The 18,925-nt window shown below is 50.0% G+C and carries 10 protein-coding genes; 3 read left to right on the top strand and 7 right to left on the bottom strand.

Annotation, left to right across the window (positions count from 1 at the left end; all coding sequences use genetic code 11):
• Positions 1–72 precede the first annotated feature (72 nt).
• Both ACR9Y8_RS20100 and ACR9Y8_RS20105 read right to left on the bottom strand, forming a co-directional pair.
• On the bottom strand, positions 73–4,167 hold the full coding sequence (locus tag ACR9Y8_RS20100; protein ID WP_481215038.1) for a glycosyl hydrolase family 18 protein: 4,095 nt from the start codon (positions 4,165–4,167) through the stop codon (positions 73–75).
• A 392-nt stretch (positions 4,168–4,559) separates the two neighbouring features.
• The gene (locus ACR9Y8_RS20105) at positions 4,560–6,947 is read right to left on the bottom strand and encodes a glycoside hydrolase family 127 protein (RefSeq protein ID WP_481215039.1); all 2,388 of its coding nucleotides are present in this window, start codon (positions 6,945–6,947) and stop codon (positions 4,560–4,562) included.
• A gap of 161 nt (positions 6,948–7,108) precedes the next feature.
• Here ACR9Y8_RS20105 and ACR9Y8_RS20110 point away from each other — a divergent pair, with 161 nt between their 5' ends.
• From ACR9Y8_RS20110 to aqpZ, 3 genes are all read left to right on the top strand, one after another.
• Entirely contained in the window at positions 7,109–8,017 is a 909-nt protein-coding gene (locus ACR9Y8_RS20110; protein ID WP_481215040.1) for a bestrophin family protein, read from the top strand.
• Positions 8,018–8,047: 30 nt separating this feature from the next.
• Complete coding sequence (locus tag ACR9Y8_RS20115) at positions 8,048–10,645, top strand: MGH1-like glycoside hydrolase domain-containing protein (RefSeq protein ID WP_481215041.1); 2,598 nt, start codon at positions 8,048–8,050, stop codon at positions 10,643–10,645.
• A 165-nt stretch (positions 10,646–10,810) separates the two neighbouring features.
• Complete coding sequence (gene aqpZ / locus ACR9Y8_RS20120; RefSeq protein ID WP_481215042.1) at positions 10,811–11,515, top strand: aquaporin Z; 705 nt, start codon at positions 10,811–10,813, stop codon at positions 11,513–11,515.
• A 129-nt stretch (positions 11,516–11,644) separates the two neighbouring features.
• Here aqpZ and ACR9Y8_RS20125 read toward each other — a convergent pair whose 3' ends face one another.
• The 5 genes from ACR9Y8_RS20125 to ACR9Y8_RS20145 all read right to left on the bottom strand — a co-directional run bounded on the left by ACR9Y8_RS20125 (position 11,645) and on the right by ACR9Y8_RS20145 (position 18,860).
• The gene (locus tag ACR9Y8_RS20125) at positions 11,645–12,652 is read right to left on the bottom strand and encodes a helix-turn-helix domain-containing protein (RefSeq protein WP_481215043.1); all 1,008 of its coding nucleotides are present in this window, start codon (positions 12,650–12,652) and stop codon (positions 11,645–11,647) included.
• Between the two features lie 882 nt (positions 12,653–13,534).
• Positions 13,535–14,548 carry a helix-turn-helix transcriptional regulator gene (locus ACR9Y8_RS20130; protein ID WP_481215044.1) on the bottom strand — a complete coding sequence of 338 codons (1,014 nt, stop codon included), beginning with the start codon at positions 14,546–14,548 and terminating at the stop codon, positions 13,535–13,537.
• 180 nt (positions 14,549–14,728) lie between these two features.
• Positions 14,729–16,756 (bottom strand): T9SS type B sorting domain-containing protein, encoded by a 2,028-nt coding sequence (locus ACR9Y8_RS20135; RefSeq protein WP_481215045.1) that lies wholly within the window; start codon positions 16,754–16,756, stop codon positions 14,729–14,731.
• Between the two features lie 257 nt (positions 16,757–17,013).
• Positions 17,014–18,045 carry an asparaginase gene (locus ACR9Y8_RS20140; RefSeq protein WP_481215046.1) on the bottom strand — a complete coding sequence of 344 codons (1,032 nt, stop codon included), beginning with the start codon at positions 18,043–18,045 and terminating at the stop codon, positions 17,014–17,016.
• A 44-nt stretch (positions 18,046–18,089) separates the two neighbouring features.
• Complete coding sequence (locus ACR9Y8_RS20145) at positions 18,090–18,860, bottom strand: TatD family hydrolase (protein WP_481215047.1); 771 nt, start codon at positions 18,858–18,860, stop codon at positions 18,090–18,092.
• Positions 18,861–18,925: the final 65 nt, after the last annotated feature.

Raw genomic sequence — 18,925 nt, forward strand, 5'->3', positions numbered from 1 at the left:
TGACAGCTAAAATTTGGAAAAGTGAATGGTCCCGGGAAACCGGGACCATTTTTCATTCTTCATTTTTAGCTATTACTGTAGCCTTATCACTTTCGTGGTGGCTATACGATGGGAGCTTCTGTTTTCAACCTTCAGGATCCAGGTGCCGCTGGGTACCTGGCCGGTTTGCAGTTTGATAGACTGATTTTTTCCTGCAGCTACCTGTTCGGTACGCAGTACCGGTGCACTTCCTTTAAGGTCATGCAGGGTGATCACTAATTTGTCACCTGCCTGTGCATCTACCTTGATCTGCAGCTCGCTGCCTGTTACCGGGTTGGGGTAAACCAACAGCGAAGCGCTGGAGCTTTCCTGTGTAACAACCGGGGTGGTTGCGCTGGTGCGTGCAAGGCTTGCGCCGCAGGCACCCAGCGGTTTCCACCACCAATCGGCTGTGCCGGGGGTAACGTTGTAAAGCGCGTCAGACTGGCTTTCGTACAATACACCGTTATATACTACACGGTCTCCTTTGTTGTATATTTTGGGATAAGGCTGATAAGTTGCTACGCCCGCGCAGTTACCGCCGCTGGTAGTGCCCACCACTACTGTTACTGCAGCAGAGGTAGCAGCGCCGTTGGCGTTGTCGGTAGCTTTGGCGGTCAGCGTATAGGTGCCTGCAGCTACATTGGTCCAGCTGAAGCTGTAAGGCGCAGTAGTAGATTCACCCAATTTGGTGCCGCCGTTAAAGAATTCAACTTTGGCAATAGTGCCGTCGCTGTCTGTAGCGCTGGCCTGGATGCTGATGTTGGCTGGTGCAGCAAAACTGGCGTTGTTGGCAGGAGCAGTGATGCTCACTACGGGCAGGCTGTTATTGCTGCCGCCGTTACAATCGCGTACATACGCCCATACCTGTCCGGCGCCTGCGTGTGTGTCAGGCTGCTCGTTCTGTGTCCACCAGTTAGCAGTGTACACTTTACTGTTGTATACTACCTGCATGCCTTGTGTGTAAACAGCAGTGGCAGACCATGCAGCGATGCCGTCGCAACCGCCGCCGGTAACAGTGCCTACTGTAATGCTCACGGTAGCAGACGTAGTAGCTACGTTGGCGTTATCGGTAGCTTTAGCGGTGAGGCTATACGTACCGGCCGCCACGTTGGTCCAGGTATAGCTGTAAGGTGCGCTGGTAGCTTCACCCAGTTTGGTGGCGCCGTTAAAGAATTCAACTTTGGCAATAGATCCGTCGCTGTCGCTGGCGCTGGCCTGGATGGTTACAGTTGCCGGCGGCGTGAAGGAAGCATTATTGGCAGGTGAGGTGATGCTCACAACGGGAGGCTGGTTGCCACCGGTGTTGCCAAAGAAGTAATCGTAATAGTTGTTGGCGAATTCGTAGTTGTTGGATTTGTCCCAGTTGATAGACCAGGTCATGATACCACGCAGTCCGGGATAACCACCTGCTTTGCGCAGGATATAACCACCGCCGAATGACTGGCCTTTGGTCAGGTAGTTCAGTGCTTTCTTCACATTATCAGGCGTAGTGTAACCACCTGAAGGAGCTGCAGCAGGCGTAGCAGGCAGGCCGAATGCTACCTGGTCTTCACGCAGCGCCGGGAAAGTTTGGTTAGTGCCTGATACGGTGAAGCCGTTCAGCAACATTTCCGTCATGGATACAATGAAGTCAGGAGTAGCCTGGCTGTACACTTTATTGTCGAGGCCCATTACTGAACCGGTGTTGTACAGCTGCGGATGTATAAAGGTCAGCTCTGAGCGCAGACCATAGATCACGGGCAGGTAGGCGCCTACCAGCGGTGAATATGTAGCGCCGTAAGCGGTTTGTACGTAGTAGGTTTCAGGCGCCATGGTTAGCCAGCAATCCTTACCCTGACCTTTACGGTAGTTGATCACTTCCTTGATACCGGAGATCAGGTTCTGCACCTTCGGAGTGGTAGGATTCATGAAGTTGTTGTCGCCGTTATTTAGCTGCAGGGAGTTACCACCTTCAAGGTCGATATCAAAGCCATCGAAGTTGTAAGTGTCGATGATGGATTTCAGCGAGCTTACGAAAGCAGCTTTCTGCGTTTGCGTACTTAAAACCACTACACCATCCTGTCCACCGATAGAGATCAGCACTTTCTTGCCCTGTGATTGCAGGTAAGCAATGTCTGATTTGAAGTCGGCCACGGAAGTGCCTTCCGGGGTAAAGCTCAGTGTAGCCTGATCCGCTGCTGCAATAGCAAAAGCGATCTGTACTACATTGTACTTGCTGCTGATATCACGTAAACGGATATAGGGAGGCGTGCCGGTAGTGCTGCCCCAGTTATGCCAATAGCCAACTATTACCTTGCCGGTGTTGCCGTTGGGCGTACCGCTTACTGTCAGGGTTACAGCGGTAGAAGTAGTGGTAGCGCCTTTGTCGTCAGTAGCTACAGCGGTAATGGTGTAAGTACCGGCGGCGATATTACTCCAGCTGAAGCTATAGGGAGCGCTGTTGTCTGAACCCAGGCTGGTAGCGCCGTTGAAGAACTCTACTTTAGCAATGGTGCCATCGCTGTCTGCAGCGGTAGCCTGTATATTTACGCTGGCCGGAGCAGTAAGAGAAGTATTGTTGGCAGGCGCTGTGATGCTTACCGTGGGTGATACATTGCCTGGTGTGCTACCGTTGGCGAATACTTCATTGATCTTGTTCACCAGTGGTTCCTTGGTGTTGGGGCAATAGATCAGTTTACCCCTTGTCTGCGTGCTGCTGGTCATATCCAGCATGTCGCCATATACCTGCCATACGATGATACCTGCCAGGTTATTGTCTTTAATAAACTTGGCTTTTTCACCGATAGAGCGTTCGTTGTCGTAGCTCAGGAAGTAATTGCCTTTTGTTTTATAAGGCACTTTCGCAACATCGTCCCAGTGCTCGGTCCAGCCGGAGTTAGCGCCGGTTTGCTGTACGATGTAGCTGTAGTTGGGCGTGCCATCCCACAGGTTCAGCGCCCAGTTGGTATAGTCTGCACAGGTTTGGATCGGGCCATCCGGCTGTACTGTCTCAGCGCGTTTAACAGTAGGCGCATTCAGTGCGGCAGCGCCGTTGGTCACTACGCCGCGGCCATAAAAAGGAGCGCCCAGTGTTACCTTGCTCATGTTAACGCCCATTGATTTCAGGCCCTGTACACAAGCGTTAAGGGAAAGACCTGTGAATTCAGCGCCGGGATAGTCATACAGCGGAGCGTTGTGCCCTGCTTTGTTAGACCAGCCACCGTTGAAGTCATAGGTCATCATGTTGTAATAGTTCATGGAAGCATTGAGGCGTGCCCAGGGAAAGCCCTGCAGCTTGGCGGGTACGGCAGAGAAAGCAGCCGTGATCAGCTTATTGGAGCCGATAGCCGCCCTTACCGCTTCTACCAGGGTAGCGAAGTTGGCATAATCGGCCTGGCTGTAATGCTCGATGTTCATGCCAGGATCGTTGGGATATTCCCAGTCAAAATCGATACCGTCAAAGCCCATGGTCATCAGCTTCTGGCAATCGGCTACGAACTTAGCGCGCTTGGTAGCATCTGCTGCCATTTCAGGATAGTGCTTACACATGCTCCAGCCACCGATAGAGGCCATCACCTTTACGCCTTTCTGATGGGCGAGGTCGATGATGCCAGGTGCGCCGCCCTGTTTGGGGACAGACAGCGGGAAAGCGCCTGTTGCGCCGGTGTTCACGTTTTTCCAGCCGCTGCCTTCATTGCGGTAGCCCAGCGAATAAGCATAGCTGCCGTCTGAGATGTAGTAGATGGGCGCATCCAGCTCTCCATAGAGCAGGAACATGTCCCAACTGCTGTAAATGTCTTCATTTACCAGGGCTGCAGGCTCCTGCACAGCGCCAACCTGGTAGATGTTCTTGTTACGGAAATCACCGCTGTGGAGAGAACCGTCTTTAGCTACACCGAAAAAAGAAAAGTTAAGGATAGTGTACTGGGAATAATCTACGTTCAGATGGTTGTAACCGCCTTTAGGCACAATACCTGCTACGTCTTTCCAGGCGTCCCATTGGGTGATATAGCCGATCACCTGTTTGTTATGCTGTTTAGTAGTAGCAGGGACCGAGGGACTTACCTGGGCCATTACATTAGCTTGCCAAAGCAACAGGAAGAGATAACAGACGTGTCTTGCGCGGCGTATCCATCCGCTTGAGGGAATTGTACATCTGGTTTTCATAAAGGATTATAGGTTTTAATGAATAATGCCTTGGTTCCAAAAAAAGATGCAGCTTCTCGCAAAATCGATTTAGCCCCGGCTCCGCTCAGATCGCTCTTATGCATAGGTGTCGTTTATCCAATCGGTAGGTACTATTGGAGCGATGAGTTTTTTTGTAACCAACCTGTGCTTATGTGACAGCAGCGGCAAAGATATTAGCCGCAAATAGCATAGAAAATGAAGATAGAAAGGAATTAAAAGCGAAGAACACGAATGGGGAAGATTCGTAAAGGCCGGGGTTTAAAATTCAGATCCCAAAATCCAGATTACAGGGAATGCCGCGAGGATGCTGGCTTTCACGGTTTGTAATTTGGATTTTGGAACCTGGATCTTCTCATATGATAATATGAGTGCTATTGCACTTTCCATTCCAGTATACCTGCTGCATGTTCCTTAGGCAGCTGTACCTGCATTCTCAATGCAGTTGTCTGCACCGGTGTAAAGTTTACACTATTGAAGGTGTCCTTTGCAATCATATATTCATTCGTGTTCTTTACTTCCTGCCATTGCCCGCCTGCGTCTTTATATAATATTTTCCAGGAAGCAGGCAAACGGCAACCGCCCCAGGGACCATCATCATACCAGTATACCTGTACGTTTGACACCTTCGTAGGTTTTTCAAAATCATACTGTACCCATTGTACGGTGTCTTTCTTGGGCCACCAATGATAATAAGGTATGCTGCCGTCGTGAGAGTTGGCAGGCTCCTGCTGATCATTCAGCGCCATCAGCGTTTTGGTTTTATGAGAGCCGCTTACCTTACTTTTTGAAGCAACAGTAGGTGGCTGCAACTTAGCTACTGCGCCAGGCTTATCGGCTACCCATACGGTCATATCGCCTGCGCCCCTGTTAGCCCATGCATAGTACGGAATGGCAGTGACGGTGGCTTTCGCATCTACCACTTTGTTCCCTTCAATTACTTGTGTAACAGCAGCAGTACGGATCACTTCCACGCCATTTAGCAGGTCTGACTGATAAGCAGGAGCAGCAGGATTATCATCGTTCAGCAACAGATGACGTACAGATGCTGTTTTATTATCAGGCCATTCAAAGCAGTATACGATCGGGCCGCGTTGCATGGCCACCTTGTTGTTATCTGCTTTTACACTGTCGCTGGCTTTTACATAACGTACATCCATGGGGAAGCCTGCCTGTACCTGGTCTCCTTTTGCCCATGTACGGCGGATGATAGCATAACCATTTTCCGTAGTATACTCCGCCGGTTTACCATTTACTGTGATGGTATATTTTTTTGTTTCCGGTTTGGTATAGCTGTATAAGCCGCCAGGCATGGGTGCGTCTTCCAGCCAGGCCGGGATGCGGATGGCCAGCTCAAACGGCCCCTCATTAGCGGCCGGTGTTACCTTAAACAGCACATTACCATCCCAGGGATAGTTGGTTTGCTGTTCTATGCCTACCTCTTTGTCCTGCAGTTTGATCCTGGCAGTGCTTTGTATGAACAGGTTTGCATAGATGCGGTCTTTCCCGGTGGCATACATGTAGCCTGGTACGGAAGGAATGAAACGGCATACGTTGCTCGGACAACAGGCGCAGCCAAACCATTCGCTTCTGCTATGCTGGCCCATCGACTCCAGCGGGTTAGGGTAAAAGAAGCGGTCTCCTTTCACCGATACGCCGGAGATCATGCCGTTATAAAGGATCTGCTCCAGCACATCGTAATATTTTGCATCACCGTGTAAGAGGAACAGACGATAGTTCCAGTAAATATTACCGATGGAAGCGCAGGTCTCGTTATAGGCGCTCATATTGGGCAGGAGGTAATCCGGCCCAAAGCCTTCGTGCCCTGCTTCTGCGCCGATGCCGCCGGTGATGTAGATCTTGTGATCCACGATATCATGCCAGATAGCATCCATGGCCTGGATATAGCCTTTGTCTCCAGTGAGGGCGGCTACATCCGCCATGCCGCTATACATATAAGTGGCGCGTACAGCGTGGCCCACGGCGCGGGTTTGCTGTGTTACAGGGATCTGAGCCTGGTTATATTCTGTACCATTCTTACGAATATCGAGGAAATATTTTGCCAGCTCAAGGTATCTTTTATCGTCTGTTACACGGTACATTTTTACCAGTCCCATTTCAATGATCTGGTGGCCGGGGTAATATTTTAACCCGCCTTCCACAAAATCATGGTACACGAGGTTGGCATTCTTAATGGCGATGTCCAGCAGGCTTCTTTTACCGGTAGCCAGGTAATGCGCTACGGCAGCTTCATACAGATGGCCGCAATTATACAGCTCATGGCTCAGGTCCGGATCTTTTTCCCAGCGCTTCTTTCCTGCCCAGGGGTGGAGCTGGCTGCTGTCTTTGGCAATGGTGCGGTTGGTATACAGGTAACCATCCGGCTCCTGTGCTTTGCTGATGTAATAGATCAGCGTATCCAGCTGCGCTTCCAGGTGTTTGTCCGGGTAGGTTTGCAGGGAAAAGCTGGCCCCTTCTATTATTTTGTAGATATCCGTATCATCAAAGGGATATTCCGTTTTGAATTTCCCTTCCTTCAGTTTGCCGGCTATCAGGAAATTGTCCACCCTGCCTGTTTTATAACATTGTTCCAGGGCAATGGGGATGGTCACCTTGTAATTGTTGAGTATGCGGGGCGCCCAGAAGCGGTCTGTTACTTTTACAGCGGTAAAGGGCACCGGTTGTATGGGATAGTCCTGGGCAAACAGCACAGCGACGCTCATGCAGCACATGATAAGTGTCAAAAACACATTTTTTTTCATATCAATGTTTTTTGGTCGAGGCAAAACGATAGCCAATAAAATTATTCAGATCCTTTTTGCTCCGGTGGCTATATTTTAACCAGTTACACGCGGAATTTCTCTAAGTTACGGATTTGTTCAATTCCAGGGGATAGCCTAACTTTTAGGTACAATCGGTAATTATGCTTTTGAAAGACCGGCTCTCGCTCAAACAGGTATTCCGCCTCACCTGGAAATTAGATTTGATGATCCTGGCATGCTGTACCGCCGCCTACCTGCTTGACGCCTTCTGGCTGGAGCGGCAGGTATCTATCCCCCTTAGCATTTCTACCGTGCTGGGTACCGCTATCGCCTTCTTTATCGGCTTTAATAATAACCAGGCTTACTCCCGCTGGTGGGAGGCGCGTAAGGTGTGGGGCGCCCTGGTGAACGATTCCCGGTCCTGGGCCCGTTTCCTGCTCTACCACAGCAAAACAGAGCTGCAGGATGAGGCCGTGCACATTACCCGGCGGATGATCTACCGCCAGCTGGCCTTTGTGTATGCCCTGAAGGCTAACCTGAGACGGCAGCCAGGTGATGTATATTATGCCGGCTACCTGGGAGAGGGAGAAGCAGAATGGGTAAAATCACAGGCCAATATCCCCAATGCCATCCTGAATCTGCAGGCGGACGACCTGCAGCAGCTGAGCAGACATGGCGTGATAGATGGCTTTCGTTTCAGGGACATCAACGAACTGCTCGTGAAATTTACCGATGAAATGGGACAATCAGAAAGGATCCGGAATACCGTCTTCCCACCCAGTTATCTCTTTTTCACCCGTTTATTCATCTGGTTCTACGTGATACTGAGCACCCTGATGATGAGTGAAAGCATCGGTTACTGGTCTATCGTCTTTGGCTGGGCATTCGGCTTTGTGTTTCATGTAACGCACATGAACGGCGTCAGTATCATGAATCCTTTTGAGTCAACACAAATGGCTATTCCACTGGACAGTATTTCCCGCACCATAGAGATCAATTTACTGGAAATGTTGGGGCACGATAACGTACCTTCGCCGATAGAGCCCATAGACGGGTTATACCTGCTATGATGGTCCCTTTTACAACACAACGCTTTAGAGATGAACAAAGAAAAAGAAAGGCTGCAGCAAAAAGATTGGAAGAAATGGGGCCCTTATGTAACCGCCCGCCAGTGGGGCACTGTAAGGGAGGATTACAGCGAGGACGGACGCGCATGGGAATATACCACGCACGATATGGCGCGTAGTAAAGCCTGGCGCTGGGGAGAAGAAGGTATTGGCGGTATCAGCGATGATCAGCAGCTGCTGTGTTTCGCGCCCGCATTCTGGAATAAACAGGATCCCATCATCAAAGAGCGTTACTTCGGCCTTAGCGGGCACGAAGGCAATCACGGGGAAGATGTAAAAGAGCTCTACTACTACCTTGATAACACGCCTGCGCACTCCTATATGCGGATGCTGTACAAGTACCCGCAGCAGGCATTTCCCTATGAGTGGCTGATAGCTGAAAACCGCCGCCGCTCCCGCCAGGAGCCGGAGTTTGAAATAATGGACACCGGCATCTTCAACAACAACGCTTATTTCGATATATTCATCGAGTATGCCAAGCAAAGCACAGAAGATCTGCTCATCAGGCTCACTGTCCATAACCGCGGAAATGATACCGCTGCTTTGCATGTGCTGCCTACTATCTGGTTCCGCAATACCTGGTCATGGGGATACGATGAAGACATGCCCTTCATCACATTAACGGCAAAGGAAAGTCTTCACATCGGTCACAAAAAGCTGGGCAACTACCAGCTGTATTGCGATGGTGATCCCGAAATACTCTTCACAGATAACGAGACCAATTACCCGCGCTTATTCAACTTCAAGGATGGTAAGCACTTTTATAAAGACGGTATTAACGACTACCTGGTACACGGGCATACCCAGGCGGTAAACGAAGGAAAGAATGGTACCAAAGCAGCCGCCAATTATGAGATGAGGATTGAAGCAGGCGGCAGCCGCTGCATCCGTTTACGTTTGGTAAAAGGCGATATGGATCACCCGTTCGAGGACTTTGACCAGATCTTCGCTACCCGGCAGCAGGAAGCAGATACATTTTACGAGGAGCTGCAACCCAACCTGGAGGAGGATGAAAAGCTGGTACAACGCCAGGCCTTTGCTGGCTTATTGTGGAACAAACAGTTCTATTACTATTACGTAGACCAATGGCTGAAAGGAGACCCGGGACAACCGCCCCCGCCTGCCCACCGCCTCAACGGGCGTAATTCAGACTGGAAACACCTGAATAACGAAGACATTATTTCCATGCCCGATAAATGGGAATATCCCTGGTATGCAGCGTGGGACCTGGCCTTCCATTGCCTGCCGCTGGCCATCGTAGATGCCGGCTTTGCCAAAGAGCAACTCAGCCTGCTTACCAAAGAATGGTACATGCATCCCAGCGGAGAGCTGCCTGCTTACGAATGGGCCTTCAGTGATGTAAATCCGCCCGTACATGCCTGGGCTGCCTGGCGCGTATTCCAGATAGACCGCGAAGAGAACGGAAAAGAGGATGTGCCTTTCCTGGAATCTGTCTTCCACAAATTATTGCTCAATTTTACCTGGTGGGTGAACCGCAAGGACGCCAATGGCAATAATATCTTTGAAGGTGGTTTCCTGGGCCTGGATAATATCGGGATCTTTGACAGAACAGCGCCGCTTCCCAACGGCAATTATATAGAGCAGGCAGACGGCACCAGCTGGATGGCCATGTACTGCCTGAACATGCTGCGTATATCCCTGGAGCTGGCCAGGCACAACAAGGTATACGCCGATATGGCCACCAAATTTTTTGAGCACTTTCTCTACATTGCCGGGGCTATTAACCTGATGGGCGAAAAAGATCACGGCCTGTGGGACGATGAAGACGGTTTCTTTTACGACCAGCTGAAAATGGTGAACGACGGTGTGGAGCGGATCAAGGTTAGGAGCATGGTTGGGCTTATCCCCTTATTTGCCGTTGCCGTACTGGATGAAGAGATCTTTAAAACGCAGCCCGAGTTCACGGAAAGACTGGACTGGTTCCTGAATTTCAGGCCCGATCTGGCCAGCCTGGTAAGCCGCTGGTATGAGCTAAAAAGCGGCAGAAAGCACCTTTTAAGCCTCTTGCGCGGGCACCGTATGAAAAGAATTCTGCGCCGCATGCTGGACGAAACAGAGTTCCTCAGCGATTATGGCATACGATCCCTCAGCAAATATCATGAACAGCACCCTTGTGAACACTGGATGGACGGGCAGCTATTCACCGTGGTCTATACCCCCGGAGAAAGCAATACCGCCATGTTTGGCGGAAACAGTAACTGGCGCGGGCCCGTATGGATGCCGGTAAATTACCTGATCATTGAAAGCCTGCGGCATTTTCATCACTACTACGGCGATGATTTCAAGGTAGAATACCCTACCAACAGTGGTGTGTACCTGACACTCAGAGAGATCTCCAATGAACTGAGCAAACGTCTTACCCGGCTCTTTTTACGGGATGAGCAGGGCAGGCGCCCTGTATTCGGCGACTACGAACAAATGCAGCAGGATCCGCATTTCAGGGATTATATCCTGTTCTATGAATATTTTCACGGGGATAATGGCCGCGGTTTTGGAGCCGCCCATCAAACCGGGTGGACATCCCTCGTGGTGCGGCTGCTGGGCAGATAAGATTTTTATTAACAGGGATTATCAACTCTGTTGTTTATTATTATATTTGCTGAATATCATTGCTTTCCGAAAAGAATCCTACCTGTCGTATACGGAAAGCAGTTGTCTTGAATGTTATAAAAAGCGTTCCTATTACTTATTTATTCTTCAATCCAAAACCCTTTTATGAAAGTTACTTTATCTCAAAAGTTTATTGCAGAATTGTTTGGTACCCTGGTACTCGTATTAATGGGATGCGGCAGCGCCGTGCTGGCAGGTAAGCATGTTGGCTTCCTGGGTATCGCATTCGCATTCGGCTTATCTGTTGTGGCTATGGCCTATGCTTTCGGGAATATCTCGGGATGTCATATCAACCCCGCCATTACCATCTCAATGCTGGCCAGCGGCAAGATCTCCGGTAAAGACGCTGCAGCTTATATCATTGGGCAGATCATCGGCGCCATTGCAGGTGCAGGCATCCTTTACCTGATCGCGCAGGGCAAGGGAGATTATTCACTGGCCGCCAATGGTCTTGGACAGAACGGCGTTGGAGAAGGCTCTCCGGACGGGTATGCCCTGGGCAGCGGCCTGATAACCGAGATAGTCTTAACTACGATCTTCCTGGTAGTGATCCATGGCAGCACCAGCAAAAGATATGGCAACGTAAATTTTGCAGGCCTGGCCATCGGCCTTTCCCTGACCCTGATCCATATTGTAGGCATTCCGGTAACAGGGGTATCTGTAAACCCCGCGCGTAGCATCGGGCCTGCTTTGTTTGTTGGCGGCGCGGCCCTCTCCAACTTATGGGTATTTATTGTTGGCCCGATAGTAGGCGGATTGATAGGCGCCGGTATATGGAAACTGCTGGACAAAGAAACAGCTAATTATTAGTCGTAAGTCATAAGTCGTAAGTCATTAGTCATTAGTCATTAGTGTTAGTATTAGTGATTAAGCATGAGATTACACTATTACCCTCCGCTTTGATCACTAACGACTAACAACTTGCGACTTACGACTTCCCTATTGCGCATTTCTTATCCTGACAGGATCGTGCTCAAAGTAAGCTGTAAAATCAGCTACCATCGCGCGCCTGTTGGGATAACCGTTCCGGAGGGCTATGCTGCTAAGGCTGGCCCTTGTTTTCAACAGCTGGTAATAAATATTATACATGCGTTGCTGTAACAGGTAGTCGCTCAGGGAGGTAGCGTAGGTATGTTCAAAACCTGCGTTCAGCGCCGTTTCTGTCATGTTAAATACTTTCGCCAGCCCTTTCAGGCTAAGCGGCTGCCGCCTGTTACTTTCCACGTATCCGAACACCTGTTTCATCAGGCTGTCATCCGTATGCTGCCCCTCATCCCTTGACAGGCGGAACTGTGCATCCTGTACGGCAAAGTTCCGGAAGAGATCTACACAGCAGCGGTACAGGAAACATTCAGCCTGCAGTTCCACATACCTGCAGCGGAACATACGTTTCAGCATCTTATAGCACACGTCATTGATCTGGTAAGGGGCGATATTAAGCGGACCGTTCACGCCCGCCAGCTGCATTTTGGCGAGGTGCTCCAGCACAGGATATTTCTTTGCCAGCTCCGGCAATGTTTCCGGCCTTACATTGATATGAAAGCTGAAGATCTTACACCCACGATCCAGTGCAGCGCTGTGAAAATCTGCATGCAGGCTGAAGAGGTTCACCTCTTTTGCTTTTAGCTTGAAGGGGCCCATATGGTCTATTACGGCGTCTATCGTGTCTTCCTGCATATAGTGCAGGGCGATGATATGCCGGTGCGTACGTGGTTTCAGAACGATATAGTTCTTGGCCAGGATATCATGTCCCCAGATCGAGAATTCCCCTATCCGGATATGCTGGCATAGCATGTCACAATCCTCATCCTGGTAAAAGTAGGCACGGAAATAGGGTAGCATAAGTTTCAGGTATTCTTCCGGGATCTCGGACAGCGGGGTATATTGATCGTCATCGCGCTCAATCAGCAATAACTTTTCGTGAGAAGGTGTTGACTGTTGTTCCATAAGATGCTAAGATTTTAATACGATTAACGGTCTAGCCAGTAAGTAATACAGGGCCACGTTGCAGGTTTGGCAGAAATGAACGGGGTGCGCAGTGTTATGGCAGATCCCTCACTTAGGTGGGAACAAACAATCAGATCGGGCGCGTGTCTTTCTGGGTATATACGGCTCAATCCGCATCGCAGATTTTCATTACAACATTATTTACTGAAAAGTTTCCAAGTAAGCGGGTTGGTTAACCAATGGTAGCTGCTTTTAAGGGGTAGACTGGCCATCCTTAAGGGAATGGTCTGGGGGAAGCGGTTTGCCTGCTTTTGTAGAGATACGATTCCAGTCCATTTTATATTTGATTTACTTCCATAGATATTCCGTTCCTTAAAAAAATGGGATGAATTTGGGATTTGATAGGGATTAATAAGGGAATATATAGGGAATATCCCCGGCCATACAGAAGACTACAGGGCGTTTCAGCCAGAATTAGCATAGGTAATTACCCGGGTTGCACCCGGTCAGGAAGCGGTAAAGGGGTAGGATGCCTGCCTAAAGATACCCTGAAAGGGGCGATTGGGACAAGGAAATACCTGGAGAATGTTCCACCTGGAAAGGTAGAACCTGCAATATATGTTCAAATAACCATAAAGACACCATTAGGTAGTGAACCTAGCTGAGTGTGATTGAAAGCGATGAAAAGACCGTTTTTTACCGGAGCAGTACCCATCCCTTCAGCGTGATGGGCGCCTGCTACCGGAGGGAACAACGGAACCAGGCGTGAGTCGCCTTATGTATATTGAAAGCTAATGTTCATAGTCGTGTTTGGGTTATTGTGAGGCTGCACGTGCGTTACTGCCTATGATATAAAGTTGCTTATAAAAGCACAAAAACCACTTATCCGGGCAGTACATTCTCCGGATCATTTCCGGACAATTTTGTAGTACGCAGGGCCTGAGGCGAAATGCGGTAGTAGCGTTTGAAGGCACGGTTAAAATTACTGATCTCCGTATACCCCAGTTCGTTAGCTATGTCCGTGAGCGGGCGGCTGGTGGTAGTGATGAGGAAGTAGGCGCGGACCATGCATTGTTCCTGCACATAAGCCGACAAGCTGATATTGAACAGCCGGTGGAAATGCCTGCTCAGCGTCTTCTCATGCATATGATGCTCTTTAGCCAGCCGGGAAAGCGTGTAGTGGATACGCGGGTTGGACTTAATTGCTTCATGTATGCTGATGAGAAGGGCTTTGTCCGGCACATCCGGCAGGCCGTCAAAATGTTCCTGCTCTTTGATAGCCTTGCCGTACTGGGTAAGGATCTTCAGGATGCCTGTTTTAAATTCCATGAGCAGGTAACCGCCGGTTTCGCGGGTATTGCGTATAGTAGCCAGCGTTTCCTGTACGCTGTAATCCAGCTTTGCGGGAGCCAACATTTTACCCTCGTTGCTGGCGGTGCTTACCCGGTGCATCAGCTCCGCTATTTCATGATTGCTTTCCGCCATCTCTTCCAGCCAGGTGTATTCCAGCTCCATGTGCAGGGATTCTGCCGTTCCCGCTTCAAACCAGGCCTTGTTCACGCCTTTGGGCAGATAGATCAGGCCATAGCGTAAAGGCTCCAGCAATACTTTCCCGAAGCCCGCCACGTCTGCAAAGACCTGGCCGGACAGCATGTGCCGTAGGGCGATGGTGGGCTGGCTGCAGGAAAAATACAGGTGCACCGGTTTGTCTATCAGGAAGCGGTAGATGTATATACGATAATGTTTGTGCAGGAAAGATTGGGTTAATATGTGGCCGAATCCATATTGGTGATACTGCCAGGAACCCCAGGGCGCGAGGTATTTCTGAAGATGTCCGGGTACGGGTACAGCTTTACCCGGATCTACCGTTTGCCTGGGGTTGATCAAAATATCCATCAGTTTCAAATTATAGTTGACAAGGCCGTGCTATGTTGCTATACTACAGTCAGTGCTACGCACGTGGAATAAGCCGGTACATGTTTTTTAAACCTAATGAGCGCAATATTAATTAAATACTGCTGAAATGCAGCTGCAGTGAGGGTAAATAGCTACAATAGATAAGTTTGCAGAAAGGGTTTAACGCACCAGTACGGCTATACCTTTTTTAAATACTTTCTCACCTGTTTCCTTGTGGGTGTAGGAAAGCATCCATACATAGGTGCCAATGCCCTGTGGCCGTCCGCCCAGGGTACCATCCCATTTATGACGCCAGTCGTTTGTTTCAAATATCAGCTGTCCGAGGCGGTTGTACACTGCAAATTTCAGGTTGATGGCCTTATAGCCGTTCAGCGGGTAAAGATAATCGTTGATGCCGTCGCCATTGGGAGAGAATGCGGTGGGCACATCTATGTAACAGCTGGGCACTACCTTGATCAGGTGCGTAGCAGTATCAAAACAGTTCACGGCGCTCTGCACGATGAGGCTTACCGGATAGTCGCGTTCGTCCTTCAGCTGGGGATAGGTTTGCGGCAATGGATTGGCGCTGGCCGACATGATACCGTTGCCAAAGATCCAGCGGTAACCGATGATGTTCTTACCGGTGCTTTGGTTGGTAAAGGTAACGGCATCCTGCGGACAAAGTATATCTGCTGAGGCCGAGAATTCAGCCTTGAGCTCATTATCCAGCAGGATACCGGTAGCAACCGAATCGCTGCAGGTACCGTTGGACACTGTTAGTTTGATGGTATGCTGTCCGAAGACGGAATATGCCTTGATGGGATTTTGTTCCGTGCTGAAAGGATCGCCGTCAGAATACCATTGCCAGCTATTGACACCGTTATTGCCCGGATGGTTGAGCCGCAGGGTATCGTATTCGCAGTCCAGGCTCATGGTATAGGTGAAGTCTGCATTCACCGTATCAGCAGTATTGAATGGGAGGGTGGCGCCGCTGGGTGTAGCCAGCCAGCATTCACTGAGCAGGGTATTACCATCGCTGCCGCTGCGAAGGTTTAACTGGTAGGCGCCTGCGGTCAATATGGCGTTAGACAGTACGAGCTCGATGGTATCTGTAAAACCGCCGTTGCAGGATCCGGTGGCGCTCCGTATGCTAAGGGCGCCAGGTCCGCTGAGCGTAAAATCGCTGCCATTGGCGGCAATAGAACTACAGCGTACGGCCTGGTTCAATATTATCTTTATCCGGTCTGGCCTGCAGCTTACAGGTGCTACATGATCCAGTAAAGAGGGCAGCTGTGGGTCTACGGTGAAAGGGGTGGGCGGAATGCCGGTGGCTGGTCCGCCGCCGTTGTTACCGCAGGGATCCTGCACACTGTTCCCGTCTGTACCGTTCTTCAGGTTGAGCGCGTAATTACCAGCAGGCAGCGGCCCGCTGAGCGTGATCACTACCGAGTCAAAGTCAAAGCCGTTGCTGCAGGTGGCGCCTTTAGCGCCGGTGATCACGGCGCCCGGGGAACCGGTGAGCGCAAAATCACTGCCATTGGTGGCAAGGCTGCTGCATTGCAGGCGTTTATTAAATTTTACCAGGAGGGCTGGTATCGTACAATCATAGCTTACCCGCTCAATTTGCGGCATAACGGGATCGGTTATACTGGCGGTGCCTCTCACAAATTCAAGGTCGTAACCGGATTGGGTGGAGTCGAAGTGACTGATCAGCAACAGGTAGTCGCGGCCCTGGTAGATAGTAGGCATAGAGCTGAACAAGGGGTTGCCATAGCCGCCGCATACTTCCCGCTGGGCGCCGGCATCAGAAGCGCCGGTAATGCCGCCATCGCCAGACCAGCCGGATCCTACAAAGAGCGCATTATTGGTATATACCTGGCTCACGGGGCGGCCCGTCACATCAAACAGCTGCCAGTCATAATCTTCAGAAAGGTCATGGGGGGTGATGGTAAAACCGAGTGTACCGGTACTATAGCAGGTGAATTTATACCAGAAAGGATTTACATCTGCGTGGTAGGGAGGGCAGTTCAGGGTGGGAATGTTCCTGCCGCCGCATACGGGTACGGCCACCTGGGTGAACTTTTTCTCCCCGCATACCGGGAAAGCCGTTTCGGGAGTCTGGCCGATGGTAGTACAGGGAGTTACTACCTGTGCGCTTAGCTGCACAGTAACAAACAGTATTAACAGGGGCCAGAGGATGTGTTTCATTGTTGTGGCAATCAGACGGCTTTCGATGAAAATAAATAAAAGTAAGGATAATTTTCCTTAGCGGGGACGCTGATTGATAAACGTTTAAGAAAGGAAAGAAGTTACAGGGTTTTAGTGGACAGTCGTCAGTTGTCAGTCGTCAGTCGTCAGTTGTCAGTTGTCAGTTGTCAGTTGTCGGTGATTGAAGCGAGTATAATACATCTTCGGTCCGATCACTGTCAACTGTCAACTGACAACTGACGACTAACGACTATCAACTAATCAATTATAATAGGCGTAAGCTCTCCCCGGAGGGGCGTTTCTATCATCTTCTTGGCTTCTTCCAGGGGCAGTTCCTGTCCCAATACGAACATCAGTTTGGTGATGGCGGCTTCAAAGGTCATATCATGGCCGCTGATCACGCCGATCTCTTTCAGGTACTGGCTGGTTTCGTAGCGGCCCAGCTCAACGGAACCACCATCGCACTGGGTAATGTCTACCACGATGGCGCCTTGTTCTATCACCTTTCTGAGGCTGTCGATGAACCAGGGTTGCGTATTGGCGTTGCCGTTACCAAATGTTTCCAGGATCACGCCTTTGAGGCCGGGCACGCTGAGCGTAGCTTCTACCGCTTTGCGGGTGATGCCGGGGAACACTTTCAGCACGGTTACGTTATCGTCCATGTTCTTGTGCACTTTCAGCGGCGCTGTGGGATGGCACAGCATGAACTGGTGCTTGTATTTGATATCGATCCCCGCTTCTGCCAGGGGCGGATAGTTCATGGAATAGAAGGCCTCAAACTTTTCAGCGTTATATTTTTTGGAACGGTTGCCGCGGAAAAGGGAGAAGTCGAAATAGATGCAGACCTCGGGTACCATCACATGGCCGTTCTGCCGGGTAGCGGCAATTTCCATGGCGGTGATGATGTTCTCCTTGGCGTCTGTACGGATCTTACCGATGGGCAGCTGTGAGCCGGTAAGGATCACCGGCTTGGAAAGATTTTCGAGCATGAAGCTGAGGGCAGAGGCCGTGAAAGACATGGTATCTGAACCATGCAGTATCACAAAACCGTCGTAGCGATCGTAACGGTCCTCTATGATGGAGGCCAGTTCTACCCAGATCTCGGGCTGCATGTCTGAAGAGTCTATCGGCGGGTTGAAGGCATATACATAAAAGTCGATCCCCATCCGGTATAGTTCCGGCAGATTATTACGGATTTCATTAAAGCCAATCGGGCGTAATGCTTTTGTCTTTTCGTCGAAGATCATGCCTACCGTACCACCCGTATAGATAATCAGAATTTTGCTCATTCTCTAAACACCTGGATTGTGCCGCAAAGGTATCCACTAATCAATTAAATGGATTTGAATAATTTAAGGGCATTGCTGGTTGTTATAGCAGCCACCTCCTCAATTTTTAGATTTTTTACATTGGCGACGGTCTCCCCGATCAGGGGGATATAGGAGCTTTCGTTCCGTTTGCCGCGGTAAGGCACCGGGGCCAGGTAAGGAGCATCCGTTTCCAGTATAATATGCTGCATGTCAACTGCTTCTACAATCTTATCCAGGCCTGATTTTTTAAAAGTGACCACGCCGCCGATGCCCAGGTAAAAGCCCAGGTCTATCACTTCGCGGGCCTCTTCCAGGGTGCCGGAGAAGCAGTGGAACACACCGCTGAGGCTACCATCCTGCAAAGACTTTACTTCGTCTATACACTGCCGGGTGCTTTCCCGGCTATGGATCACCACGGGCAGCTGGTATTGTTTCGATAGTTGCAGCTGTTCCCTGAATACCTGGTGTTGCAGGGCGGCATGCGTTTTATCCCAGTAAAAATCCAGCCCGATCTCTCCTACGGCAATGAAGGGGCGTTTGGCCAGCCATTCCCGTACCAGGGCCATCTCAGTTTCCACGTTCTCATCCACATAACAGGGGTGCAGCCCCATCATGGCATAGCATTGACCGGGAAATTCGTTTTCCAGAGCGATCATCCCCTCAATAGAATGACTATCTATATTGGGTAACAACAGTTTATGTACACCCATCTCCAATGCCCGTGCTATCATCGCGGGGCGGTCCTGGTTAAATTCTTTCCCGTATAAATGCGCATGGGTATCTATCCACAACATAATATTCAATTAACACGTTAATAGGATGAATATTCAATAGAAATTTTTTAAATTTGTAAAAATCG

The organism is Chitinophaga sp. SVR4-12A, from assembly GCF_056754765.1.